Raw genomic sequence first — 12953 nt, forward strand, 5'->3', positions numbered from 1 at the left:
ACGTTGCACGCAGAGAAAAAACCTTCTCCTAGCTAGGAATCAAAAACTTATCTCTAATTTGAAATCCAAAAAGCATTAATTTTTTGATTTGATTTTTGTTGTCTTTATTAACACGTACTAATATATTCCGTACTCTGTAGTTTGTTTGTGTAAAGCATAGTATCTTTTCTAGCTCCTCAGACTCCCACCCTTCTATAAATAGAGTTCCTTCAGATAGCTTTTCTTTATGATTTAGTTCATCAATATAAAGCGATGTTGAATTGATCCAAAAAGTGTTTTGGGGATTTCCAGAATGATAGCCCTCGAAACCTCGAAGGTAATTGAGAAGGAATCTTTGTCGGTTACCTGACCATATCTCTGTGTTAGAAATACTTTTAAAGTTACAATTGGGGGCTTTGATGTGGATATCGTTGAGCTCAGCAATAAGAATAGAATGCTTTTTCTTAAATGCCTTCTTCTTAGTAGGATTCAATTGTTTTCTTTCATATTTTGCTATATGACGTTTTTCCAGGATAAGGCCAAGCTTACCCCTAAAATTTTTAGTTGAAAATAGGATAGACACAGTACCTGGAGCATGTATGGGCATAACCTCGCCAAGCAGCTTCTCAGCATGAAAAAGATCCTTTAGTTTTCCGTTTCCGTACTCCATGTATTTATCCAGCCACTGAAAACCATAAGAAAATGCTATTAATTCATTATTAAGATGTATTACCTTTGCGCTGACATGAGGCCGATCACCTTCAAACTTTTTCATAAAATCCAATCTATCGTTACTGGAGTGATTAAATTTGTCCATGTTTCCCTCTAATAATGACTGCAATTGGTCAAATGTCACTACCTCTTCCTGTAGATCACCTAGTGCCCTTAGCTTTACTTCCATCATTGGAGTTATAGCATGTAAAATTTCTACTGGATTATTTTTCTTTTCTATACATTTGTAGCTTCTAGCATTCATGTAATTCCTTAATTTTAGGTGTGTATGATTGTCATAACTTAACGAATTAATCAAGAATACAGCCTGCTGCTTATCTAAAATAATTCCGTCCATCACAAACATAAGCACCCTATCTAAATCTCTCTTCTTTACTACGAAGTCTGTATAGGGACAGGATTGAATAGCTAACGTTTGCACAATTTTAACATTGTTCTTTTTACTCACTATAAAGGGAAAAAAAGCAATGACTTTCTGGTTTTCTCTAACACTATAAATCTCAATTTTCTTATCGTCTGAAAAATATCTCCACCAATTGTATATAAAATGAAATTCTAGAAATGGATTAGAATTTTGATTTGCTGCTAAAATAGTGGACCATTCTTTTTCATACAAACTAAGATGTTTAAATGACTTGATAAGGAATAGCTCCAAATAATACTCCTTTCTTTTATCATATAGTCGTTCTAGCAAAGAAGTCTTGTACTAAAAATTAGTTTATCCGCAAACGATTCTGTTCAAAGAATCCTCTCTAAAATAATATTAATAGGCAGGCTGTTTCATTCCTATTTGCTGTGAATTAAACAATATAGATTATACAAAGAAAAAGCCATCACTCCAGTAACTGAACTGGTAGCGTGGCTTTGTTCCACCTTTTATTCCCCATCACTATCAACCTCATGCGCTTCCTTCTCTTTCCCTCTTGGAGGTAGAAGTCTCATCTTCTCTAATACCCTTGGAAGGTTCATGGCGATAAACATGAGGAAAACTGTGAGTATTGCTAAATCATATGCGCCATAACCGATTGTTAATCCTACGCATGCGGTAATCCAAAGATTTGCTGCTGTTGTTAGACCTCGTTTCACGTTATCCTTATCCACCCAAATAACTCCTGCGCCTAGAAAGCCGATACCGCTAATAACTTGGGCTGCTAATCGCATGGGATCCATATAAGGCCCTTGGTTTAAGGTAGATAAGCTCATCGCCAGTGTAGAGCCGAGACATACTAAAATATGCGTACGAATCCCTGCAGGCTTGTGCTTAATAGCCCTCTCTAGTCCTATTAACAGACCTATGAATGTGGCTACTGCTAATCTTATATATAGATCATAATGTGAGTTAAATAATGATGTGACAAAGTCCAATGTGCATTCCACCCTTTAAAAATTTGTTTTAGAGCATCCTTATTTCCAGTAACAAATTTGAGATTTGTTCCCATCTACGTCGAACAGCTCAAAATAGGTGTTTAGGCCATCCTGCTGTATATCTGTGACCGTTACTCCTCGACTGGATAATGTTTTATGCGCTTCATCTATAGAAGAAGAGAAAAAGATTGGATATGTACTATTTCCTCCACCATTTGGCTCTCCCTTTTCTAGCGTCAAGGGTACACCACTTTCTCCAATTTTCAAAATGGCATAGTGTTCCTCCCTATATTGTTCCTCCAGTCCTAGCATCTCCTGATACCAGCTGCTAGCGGTATTAATATCCCGCACCTTTAAGCAGACCGTATCAATTCGTTCGATTATACTCATATGCTCCCTCCTAAATAAACTGTACTCTTTCTTTTATTCGCTATCGGACGCTTAAGTCCTTTTTAAAGCTTACTCCCAATAATTCATCATTAATTCGGTTGACCATTTTGGCTGCTTCACTTTCCCCTTCGGTAGAAATTCGCTCATTACGGGCTTAATGTCTAGCACTGGAGTCCCATCTATCGCATCTAACCCTTTGACAAAGATCGATGACCCGTCCCGTTCAATCAACTCAACCGTAGTAAGTCCCATTTTATTTGGTCGATTCTTACCTCGCTGCGCGAATATACCCACCTTCGGATAAGTCGTATTGTTTCTTGGATGCCTAGCAGTATATTGTACTTGATCGTCAGAAACAAGGTGAAACAAGAAAATGATTTCCACATGACTAAAAGCATCAATACCATCTAGACTGCTCTCGTCCCAATCATTGTTTAACCTGATTTCAGAAACTACCTCCCCCCAATAATCATCCTCTGGAGTTTTTCTAGTGTTATGTACTGTTCCAATAGAGCTAACGTGAAATGTATGCATAAATACGCCCCCTTTAAACAAGCATAGCAAACTATACATAAGTGATATATTACTAATTTGTTATGCGAGGTGATAGTTATTTTAAATGAGTGCATTAAAGGATTATGACCAAATCTTGTGGAAATAAAATAGGATAAAGGGGGATTTATATGATTACAAAAGCAACGAAAGAGGATATGGAATTTATTCTTTCTCATGCAGTAAGCTCTGCATTTGATGCAACGCAACTGGAGATTAGTGAAGAGAAGGCATTAGCCATGTTTCAAGGCGTTATAGATAAAGGAGGCTTCTACTTAGTGATTAAAGAAGAGGAAGCTATTCAAGGCTGGATCATGCTAGGTGAAAATACAGACTATTTTACTGACAACAAGTTTGGGTTTATATATGAAATTTATGTTCTGCCGCTCCATAGAGGAAAGGGACTTTCTAAAATCCTCATTAATGAAGGAAACTCCTATTTTAAAGAACAAGGCTATGAAGCGGTCCGATTAAATGTTTTTGCCTCTAACTTTGCCAAAGAGATTTATAAGAAGGTTGGATTCCAAGAGGTTAATTGTATAATGGAAGTTAAATTATGACGTACTGTTCAACTAATTCACCTAAAGCTCCAAGCGACCCATGCTTGGAGCTTTTTGCATCTCACCGACTAATCATACTAAAGGCAGGAAGCTCTCTGCTCACTTTTCGGCTCACTCTACTTAACCTTAAGTATTATATCTATTTCAGCCCCTGGTCTTAGAAACAATTCATCCTCACGAACAATGTGACATTCTTGCCATTTTTATACAATTAGAAAGAAATTACATCAAGAGCACTCATACACATTGTTTTCATTTAAAAGGAGGAGTCAAGTGTGTCTTTGTTAACCAGGTGGGCATTTAGCAACAAAGCAGCAATAGCTGTATTGACTGTATTAGTTTTAGTAATTGGGGTGATTAGTTACTTTCGTTTGCCAATGGAGTTCTTACCTTCAGCGGATAATCCACAGGTCACCATTATAACGATGGGTTCGGGAACAGATGCAAAAACAATGGAAACTGAAGTAACAAGTCCGATTGAAAGCGCAATAAACGGTCTAAATGGGAAGTCTTCTATTTATTCCAGAACAGGGGATGGGTATTCACATGTAGACATCGTCTATGAATCTGGATATGATATGAAGCTGGCAAAACAGGAGGTACAAGAAGCTTTAGCACACATTTCCTTCCCTTCCGGTATAGCGAAGCCAGTAGTTTCCCAGCTGCATACGTCTATGATCCCTATTGTGAATATCGCTGTTACGTTTGAGGATGGACTTTCCTCTGAAAATGTGGAGTTTGCAAGGAACACACTCATCTCACGCTATCAACAAATCAAAGGGATTGCCAACGTAGATTTATACGGGGCACATGATACAACCATTTCGGTTCAATTGGATATGGAAAAAATGCAGGAGAATCAAATTCCCATTGAATCAGTATTAACTATACTTCAAGGACAAAATGTTGTGGTGTCTGTTGGAGAGAAGACGGTAAACGGTCAAGTCAGTAATATTAAGGTCATCGGCGATGTAACTAGCTTAGATAAGTTAAAGCAAATGACCATTGTACCTGAAGTAACACTGGAGGACATTGCTAATATTCAGGAAGCAACCGATTCAGCTTTTATGAGTCATTTTAATGGCAAGGATACACTGGATATTAGTATTACAAAGGATAGTACATCCAATGCAGTGACGATCAGCAAGGAAGTTGAAAAAGTAACAAAGGAATTAAACGAAAAGTATACGCAGCAAGAATCTGTCATTTATGTTTCTTCCTCGGACTTGGTTCAAAATTCTGTCCACACGATGATGAAGGAAGTTTTACTTGGAGCATTGTTTGCGACTATTGTGATCATGATATTCCTTCGTAACATTCGGTCTACCTTTATTACGATTATTTCAATTCCTCTATCTCTATGCCTGACCTTATTTTTGCTATCGCTATCTGGTGTGACATTAAACATCTTGACGCTTGGTGGTGTCGCTGTTGCAGTTGGGAGATTAGTGGATGACAGCATAGTCGTCATAGAGAATATTTTTCGGAAGATGCAGTCCGAGAAGTTTAGTGTTCAAATGGTTGTGGATGCCACAAAGCAGGTTGGAGTTGCCATTACAGCCTCGACATTAACGACTGTAGCTGTTTTTCTTCCCATGAGCTTGTTAAATGGTTCATTACAGGATTTTTTACTACCCTTTGCTCTAACGGTTACCTATTCGCTGTTAGCCTCTCTATTAGTTGCTTTAACAGTGGTCCCTATCATGAGTGCTAGCTTATTGAAGAACACGAAGTTACCGGAGCATAAGGCTGCCACTCGTTTTCCAAAGCTTGTCACCTGGTCGTTGAATCATAAGTGGGTCATCTTTTTGATTTCCGCAGCATTATTTTTCGGTTCCATCGCCACATACTTTTTAATACCAAAAGGAGCAGTCAATAGTTCCTCTTCCGATTATATAACCGTCACGTTAACCTACCCAACGAGCACAGCTGCCGAGGAAGTGCAGTCAAAAATGATGGATATGGAATCTTATATTCTCGAAATGGATGAGGTAGAACATGTTTTTGCGCAAGTAGGTACTCCTTCGGAGGCAGCACAATATGGAGCGGTGGGCTCTTCAACGGAAGCGTACTTCAGTATCTTATTACATGATAAGAATGATATCCCAATAGTGATGGAGTCGATTGAAGGAAAAAGAGAAATGTTTTCAAGTGCCGCATTTGAAATGACCGAAGCCTCATTTATGATGGGTGGCTCCAGTACTAATATCAATATTGATTTAGTCGGAGAAAATATCGAAAGCTTAGAAAAGCTTGCGCCGACTATTCAAGAAAAAATTCAACCTATTAATGGCGTAAATAAAGTAACTACAAATCAAGATGAAAAGAAGACGGTCTACTCACTTATTGTTGACCCTTCCAAAGGTAATACAGAGCAAATTGCTCAGCAATTAGGTGTAATGTTAAATAAAACACCGATCGGAACCATTAATATAGATGGCAAGGAAAAAGCAGTTATGCTCGAGCCACTGTTAAATATAGAAAAACCAAATGATTTAGAATCTATCCAGATCATGACTAACGAGGGGGCTGTTCCGGTATCTTCTGTGGCAACCCTAAAGTCTGAAAAGCTTGCCACTACCCTACTGCACAAGGATGGGGAAACCTATCTAAGAATTACTGCAGATGTCGATCCAGCTAGACTTTCTGAAATTGCTAGTGAAATAAACGTGGCGATATTCGGAAATGGTGAGGGTAAAAAAGGAATAGAAATATCAAAGGATATAGAAGTATTTGTAGGTGGCTCTAGTAGTCAGCAGGCAGATGAATTTGAGGATCTCTTTTTAGTGATGCTCGTCTCCATTGGATTAGTATTTTTAATCATGGTGATAACATTCAAATCCATTCGCACACCAATTGCAATTCTCTTCTCGCTACCATTAGCAGCAATTGGAGCTGTACTTGGAATCGTAATAAGTGGTATTTCCATTGATATAACTGCTCTACTTGGTGCACTTATGCTAATTGGAGTTGTTGTAACCAATGCCATTGTCTTGCTAGACAGAGTGAAGCAAAATGAACAGAAAATGACGATACGTGAATCATTGGTTGAAGCTGCCACCACTAGAATGCGACCAATTTTTATGACAGCCATCGCGACCATCTGTGCCATGCTCCCACTCTTACTTAAGCAAGCCGAGTCAGGTATCCTTGTATCACAAAGTCTTGCAATCGTTGTAATTGGAGGATTGGCAATGGCTACGCTACTAACCTTAATTGTAATTCCATGTATTTATGAGCTGCTCTACTTTAGAAAATCTAAAAAGCAAAGACTGGCTAATACTGTGGATTGAGGAATGACTTGATTAAAACATTTCTATAGTAAAACTAATGGCTTATCACTCCCTTGTCAGAGACGACAAGTTCGAGCGATAAGCCATCTATTGTTAATGCTATCCAAATACAACAAATGAATTTCTTTAATGATTCAATAATGTCAGTTTTAGTATGTTATTATTTTTTTAGCCTCTACCTCATATATCTCTACATCATAATGATAAGCTTCTGCAAAATAACGACCTTTTTCGATAAGTTCATCAGCAAATGATCTTTCTCCTGCTTCTGCAAATTGTACAGCATAATATAAGTAATCATTTGGATTAAACAACAGCTGTTCAAGTGATTTAAAATATGTACTAGCTAAACTTACATCATTTACTTCTAAGGCCGCAGTAACTAGATATGGCAAAACGAAGGGAGAGTATGGATTTATGCTCGATTGATCTGCTAGCAGTTGCTCTCCTATTGTTATTACTTTTTCTGGGTCTAAATTTTTATCCGCTAGCATATTGATTTTATTTTTATTTAGGCGAAAGCTTTCATGATACGCCACATATTCTTCATCAGTTACTGCCTCAAAAGCTGTGGCAAAATCACCAGAATCTTTATATGCCAAAATGACTTTAGTAATTACATCTTCCCCATAGGTTTCAATTAAGTCATAAATGGCATAAAAGCCTTGAAGATATATAGTATTTACATTTTCATTATGGTTTTCCTGTAATCTTTCAAATGGAAAAGTATCGAAATAGTAGGAATATAAAACTGGGAAAGCTTGCTCTACCTGAAAGGCAAAGTATTCCGCTATTCCTTCTGTGAACCAAGCGGGTAATTCTTGAATAGATATTTCGTGCTCTCTTAAATATAAATCAAATAAAAAATGGCTATATTCATGAAGTGTTGTATATGATGCAAACTGCTCGTTTTCTCCATTGATTAAAATATTTCCCATTTCACTTAAATACACTCCTGTATTTGTATCCATTCGTTCATGACCTTTATATCCAGGTAAAGTAACAAAAATAGGAAGTGAATCGTGCGATGTAAATTCCATTTTAAATAAATCTTGTGCTAATTGTCTTGTCGATGCTAACTGTTCTAAAACTGCTTGCGAATCATACAAAACTTGCGGGGATTTATAAATTGTTACGTCCCCAACTTGTGTTTTTACATAACTCTCATTAAATTTGAAAAAGTATTCAAAAGCTTTTTGTTGATTGAAGTAAAAATAAATGCTGACACTTATAGCTACTAACAAAAACAAAGTAATTATAGTTGAACCTCTTTTTCTCATATTGTACCTCCACTCATGTCATTATTTATCTAGTTTCCTTGTATCAACAATTCGCTTATCTTTTGGAAATTATAACATTAAATTCTTATCCTTTTTTATTTAAAAATAGATTAGGGTGAACTTCTAATTTATTTAATTAACGTAAGTAAACATATAATCTTACTAAAGGGGGAAATTAATATTGAGAATTACTATATATTTTATTACTTTCATAGGAATCATTTTATTATGTATAACGGGTTGTTCGAATGCTACAAAAGACGAAGTTCAAAATATAGAAGTTCAAAAAATAGAAGTTCAAAAGCGTGTTGGGGATGAAAATAAATACGAGGTTTTCAAAGATATCACGAATGACGAGGATGTTAAGAAAGTTAAAGAGATTATAGATATGATGGATTGGGAAAATGCAAAAGTAGAAATGGTACGCCCTCCCGATTACCGATTTTCCTTTCCAGCTCCAAAAGCTAAAGGATTAGTTTATAGCCTGTGGATTAGCCCAAACTCTACAGTGGAAATTATTATTTACGGAGAACATAAGTATTCTCAACTAGACAAGAGTAAGTCAACAGAACTGATTGAAATCCTTTCTAGGGAGTGACGCTACAAGAAGAGTATCTCTTACTGTGACTACACACATTTCAATTAATCCATTTTTCAGAAACAATAAGAAAAGCCAGACCAGCTAAACTCGCTTGGTCTGGCTTTTATATTATTTGAACGAAATTAATTCAGCATCTAAGATTCCATCGCTGCCTATCATTTTAATAATTCCAATACCAGGAGCTAAGTAATAAGTGTAACCCGCGTAAGTCTTGAATATCACAACATTTTGGAATGTGCCTGCCTTTACTGTGACAGTGCTAGTTGTACTGATTACATTGATGTTATGGATTATACTCACATTTCCATCCCAGTCTATCTCTTTCGTTTGCTTTCCTTCAATTAAAGGATATTGTACATTAAATAGGCCCCAATCTGTATAATTTACACCAAATCCTATAGAAGAAACTCCCTCGTCAGAAGTATATTCATTATACACATATCCACCGATTTCCTGGCCCGGTATAGTCAGAAGAGTGCGAGTTGCACCAAATTCATTTTCAACTTTTGTAATAAATTCTCTTTTTGTAGGCTCTGTAAAGCTTGGAGAATATGTTAGCTTCATACCTGCTTTTGGGGTAATTCCACCGTGTACTTCCTTGTTCAACAAGGCAAGCTTGCTTTTAGATGGTGTTTCGTATTTTAACTTTGTACTTTTTTGCACGAAGCTACTTGCACCTAATCCATATAAGCCGCCGTTTGACCCCTTATACGTATAAACTCTATATTCATCGCCCTTTTTAAGAGTGCGAACCTTGCTAAGTGATCCATTTGAACCGATTTTAACTAAATCCGTGTCTGCTAAAATGGTTACCTTACCAATTTGTCCTGCCTTTAATTCTGTTTTGCCCCACATAACCTTATGTGTAGCTGCTTCAGCAGATATGTTAACGGTCGCCGTAATTCCCAATGCCAACACACCTACTAATACTAATTTAATCATTTTTTTAATCATTTTTAATCTCTCCCTTTCCTCTCTACTCTAACATAATTACTGTAAAATAGTATTCATTATTGGATAAATAGGTAATAAAATGTATTCTAAAAATATTTTTGTATTTATTTAACATTAAATGTTAAAATAGACTTTCATCCTACCCGCAAATTTTTTAATGTATGGACTTTTTATCCATAAAAAAAGAACTGCCAATAAAGCAGCTCTCTTCCTAATTAACGTGATGGTTTTATTGGGGCACAGTCTGTACAGCTTTTCTGGTTACTCCCTTTAAACTTTGTTAAAGTCTTTTCAAAGACATTTCCACAGGAACATTTAAACTGTAATTTTTGAGAGAAACCTTTATATTCTGTCGACAGTAATTCACTGGTTGAATTCTTTTTCACATACTCACGGATTTCTTCAATCGTCCATCTTTTATTCATCATGACACCTCCGACATAGCTTCCGAATAGACATAAAGGAAGAAGCTTCGGAAACTTCCTTTCAACCGGGATCATCTGGTCCTAATCTACCTAAGGCTCCTATTATAGCATAGAACGTGCTTTCTTCACTACTTATACTAGCTCAAATACTGCCCCTTTTGGATGCAAGGAGACATAGCTTCCCTTCTCAGCCTCATAAGCAATCTCAACGCCATCCGTTAACTTCTTTTCCGTTAGCAATTTCCAAATAGAGTTATAAGCAATCTCGACATCTATTACATAGAATATACTCGTTCCTGTACCTGCTCCAATTTCTGATCCATATCCATAGCCGTTTCCAGAGTACATAAGTTCTTCTTCCACTATTTCTTCAACCATCAGGCTTTTATCCTCTGTCATCTCAAACTCTTCCTCGTTCTCTTCATTGTACCGGTATTGGATATAGACTTTCTTGAGATCCTTTTCTTCCACCAGCTGATAGCCTTGATTGGCCTTTTCTGCTGCTAGTCTTTTCATGAACTTTTTAGGGCTCTGCCAAAATCTCAGCTTATGCTCTTCTCCCTTACCTTCGATTCCAAGTGTGCCACTCACAATAGTAATTGGACTTCTAAATTGATATTCGAATATATTCCAAAATAGCGTTTTGTTACCCGACTTCTTAATCATTAAAATTTTCAATTGTACACATCCCCTTTGTATATAGTCGCCAAAATTATCCCCTTGTTTTTAATAGATTGATTTCTTCTACATTCCTTTCATATAAGAAGATATCATTACTATCTATCAGCTTCTGCTCTGAAATTACACATCGAATTTTTTCAACTGCTATATCCAGATCATCTACCATGCAAAATATATTCACCATCTGATCATCACCTATACCCACACCATCGGTAAATCCAACACCAGTTTCATCTAGCTCTTTTTCTATCAGCTTACAAAGCTCCATACTCGCATCTTGTAAATCTTCATGTGACCAACTTCCATTATTATAGATATGAATGATAAGCTCCTCCGGCCCCATGCTATCCACAAACCCTTGATTTCTTTTTTCCTCTACTAATCTTTCAAGACGCTTCTTACCGTTTTCAAAAAGTCCAAGCTGAATCTCTTCCTTATTCTTATTAACCCCAATGATTCCAGATTCCACATACAATTTCTTTCGATACACCCATGCCTTCCAATAATGGGTATCATTCGCACTCTTTTTATGTAGCTCAGCCATTCCTTAAACCTCCTCACAAAATAATAAAAACCTTATAACAATTATATCCTTTTTTTGCATTTGGTGATGTTATTTAAGAGAAATGGAGATGACACCATGATTTCCATACTTACCAGTTTTGAGTTTTATGATTTATGGACGGGCCTTACGGGTATGGGCGGTTTTCATTGCTTTATGGACACTTCTGACCTATTTATGGGACACTTCCACCCTCTTTATGGGACACTTCCAGCCTGGTTATGGGCGCTTTATTACTTTTACGGGCGCTTTTCTTTGGTTTATGGGACACCTTCAGGTAGTTTATGGGCTCAACTCAATAACCCCTTCCAAGAAAACCCTTTCCCTAGCTGCCACCAAGCTTAAAGCGTCAACTTTCATCTACTAATCCGTTATGGTTTCCACCCCTTTTTTGAATAAATTTGTCACATTTACAATTGTGTAAAAGAACGTTCAAATCTTCTTGAAGAATTTGTGAAGTCCGGTTTTATTGTTCGTTTTTTTAAATGGAAGGTAATAAGATAGAGGCACAGAGAGAAATTCTTTGAACCAATACTAGTTATTTGAGCTTTTTATAATAGATTGGAAAGGAGTACAACAATGAAATTAAAATGGAAGTGGGCTCTTTTGACGATGGTTTTCACTATTGTCACTGTGTTAACAGGTTGCGAGCCATTACTTGTTTTAGATCCTAAAGGTCCACAGGCCGAAACACAGGCAAATGATATTATGCTATCTATTTTCCTGATGTCAGGGATCGTAATTGTCGTTTTAGCTATTTTAGTATTTGTGTTAATAAAATACCGTGCTTCTAAGCAAAGTGAGGATTATGAGCCACCTCATATAGAAGGAAATCCAATTGTGGAAGCAATTTGTGTCGGGGTTCCTATTTTAATCGTTATTTTTCTTTCCATCGTATCGGTAAGAAGTAACTATATCGTTGAGTCGACACCTCAAGGCTATGAGGATCAAGAGCCGTTAATCATTTATGCTTCTTCCTCCAACTGGAAATGGCATTTTAGTTATCCAGAACAAGATATCGAAACAGTTAACTACTTATATATCCCCGCTAATCGGGCGATTGAGTTTAAATTATATTCACATGGACCAATAACTAGCTTCTGGATTCCACAGCTAGGCGGACAAAAGTATGCAATGTCTGACATGGTTACTACCTTACACCTAGCAGCTGATGTGGAAGGCGAATTCATGGGAAGAAATGCGAACTTCAGTGGATCCGGATTTGCAGAAAACATCTTTGACGTTACCTCTATGTCTCATGCTGATTTTGAGGAATGGGTAGAGGAAGTACATGAAACTGCACCAGCACTTACAGAAGACAAGTTTGAAGAGTTATTAGAGCCAGGACATCTTGGGCGCTCTACGTATACAGGAACACATTTAGAATTCTCCCCTGCTCCTAGTCATGACCATGGTTCAGACGAAGAGGATGCAGATCACGAGCATCATGACATGGAGGAATCCGAGCATGAGAATCATGAACAAACGAATGCTGATGAAGAATCCGAGCATTCTCATCATTAACAGAAGGTTTACCAGATTACTATAGTCCAAGCTATAGATTCCTGAAAGGAGAAAC

14 protein-coding genes are annotated in these 12953 nt (G+C 37.0%); 5 read left to right on the forward strand and 9 right to left on the reverse strand.

Annotated elements, in window-relative coordinates; translation table 11 throughout:
* Window positions 1–28: 28 nt before the first annotated feature.
* From Q0371_RS04710 to Q0371_RS04725, 4 genes are all read right to left on the reverse strand, one after another.
* Window positions 29–1366 (reverse strand): hypothetical protein, encoded by a 1338-nt coding sequence (locus tag Q0371_RS04710; RefSeq protein WP_298468863.1) that lies wholly within the window; start codon window positions 1364–1366, stop codon window positions 29–31.
* A gap of 221 nt (window positions 1367–1587) precedes the next feature.
* Entirely contained in the window at window positions 1588–2076 is a 489-nt protein-coding gene (locus Q0371_RS04715) for an MgtC/SapB family protein (protein WP_169359609.1), read from the reverse strand.
* 39 nt (window positions 2077–2115) lie between these two features.
* Window positions 2116–2466 carry a VOC family protein gene (locus Q0371_RS04720; protein ID WP_251556225.1) on the reverse strand — a complete coding sequence of 117 codons (351 nt, stop codon included), beginning with the start codon at window positions 2464–2466 and terminating at the stop codon, window positions 2116–2118.
* 69 nt (window positions 2467–2535) lie between these two features.
* Window positions 2536–3000 (reverse strand): SAM-dependent methyltransferase, encoded by a 465-nt coding sequence (locus tag Q0371_RS04725; RefSeq protein ID WP_298468866.1) that lies wholly within the window; start codon window positions 2998–3000, stop codon window positions 2536–2538.
* Between the two features lie 149 nt (window positions 3001–3149).
* Here Q0371_RS04725 and Q0371_RS04730 point away from each other — a divergent pair, with 149 nt between their 5' ends.
* Window positions 3150–3578 carry a GNAT family N-acetyltransferase gene (locus tag Q0371_RS04730; RefSeq protein WP_298468868.1) on the forward strand — a complete coding sequence of 143 codons (429 nt, stop codon included), beginning with the start codon at window positions 3150–3152 and terminating at the stop codon, window positions 3576–3578.
* 275 nt (window positions 3579–3853) lie between these two features.
* Window positions 3854–6871, forward strand: coding sequence for an efflux RND transporter permease subunit (locus Q0371_RS04735; protein WP_298468872.1), 3018 nt, complete (start codon window positions 3854–3856; stop codon window positions 6869–6871).
* Window positions 6872–7020: 149 nt separating this feature from the next.
* Here Q0371_RS04735 and Q0371_RS04740 read toward each other — a convergent pair whose 3' ends face one another.
* Window positions 7021–8151: a collagenase gene (locus Q0371_RS04740; protein ID WP_298468874.1), complete on the reverse strand. Its 1131-nt coding sequence runs from the start codon at window positions 8149–8151 to the stop codon at window positions 7021–7023.
* 181 nt (window positions 8152–8332) lie between these two features.
* Here Q0371_RS04740 and Q0371_RS04745 point away from each other — a divergent pair, with 181 nt between their 5' ends.
* The gene (locus tag Q0371_RS04745) at window positions 8333–8749 is read left to right on the forward strand and encodes a hypothetical protein (protein ID WP_298468876.1); all 417 of its coding nucleotides are present in this window, start codon (window positions 8333–8335) and stop codon (window positions 8747–8749) included.
* 111 nt (window positions 8750–8860) lie between these two features.
* Here Q0371_RS04745 and Q0371_RS04750 read toward each other — a convergent pair whose 3' ends face one another.
* The 4 genes from Q0371_RS04750 to Q0371_RS04765 all read right to left on the reverse strand — a co-directional run bounded on the left by Q0371_RS04750 (window position 8861) and on the right by Q0371_RS04765 (window position 11356).
* Window positions 8861–9706, reverse strand: a complete 846-nt coding sequence (locus tag Q0371_RS04750) for a hypothetical protein (protein ID WP_298468878.1) — start codon at window positions 9704–9706, stop codon at window positions 8861–8863.
* A 215-nt stretch (window positions 9707–9921) separates the two neighbouring features.
* A complete protein-coding gene (locus tag Q0371_RS04755) occupies window positions 9922–10131 on the reverse strand; it encodes a hypothetical protein (protein ID WP_169359914.1) in 210 nt (69 codons plus the stop codon).
* 132 nt (window positions 10132–10263) lie between these two features.
* On the reverse strand, window positions 10264–10809 hold the full coding sequence (locus Q0371_RS04760) for a hypothetical protein (RefSeq protein WP_298468880.1): 546 nt from the start codon (window positions 10807–10809) through the stop codon (window positions 10264–10266).
* A gap of 34 nt (window positions 10810–10843) precedes the next feature.
* The gene (locus tag Q0371_RS04765) at window positions 10844–11356 is read right to left on the reverse strand and encodes a hypothetical protein (protein WP_298468882.1); all 513 of its coding nucleotides are present in this window, start codon (window positions 11354–11356) and stop codon (window positions 10844–10846) included.
* 96 nt (window positions 11357–11452) lie between these two features.
* On the opposite strand from Q0371_RS04765, the gene Q0371_RS04770 reads away from it, so the two are divergent.
* Both Q0371_RS04770 and qoxA read left to right on the forward strand, forming a co-directional pair.
* Window positions 11453–11719, forward strand: coding sequence for a hypothetical protein (locus Q0371_RS04770; protein WP_298468884.1), 267 nt, complete (start codon window positions 11453–11455; stop codon window positions 11717–11719).
* Between the two features lie 234 nt (window positions 11720–11953).
* Window positions 11954–12898, forward strand: coding sequence for a cytochrome aa3 quinol oxidase subunit II (gene qoxA, locus Q0371_RS04775; RefSeq protein ID WP_298468885.1), 945 nt, complete (start codon window positions 11954–11956; stop codon window positions 12896–12898).
* Window positions 12899–12953: the final 55 nt, after the last annotated feature.

It is taken from the genome of uncultured Psychrobacillus sp. (assembly GCF_938022135.1).
Classification (GTDB): domain Bacteria; phylum Bacillota; class Bacilli; order Bacillales_A; family Planococcaceae; genus Psychrobacillus.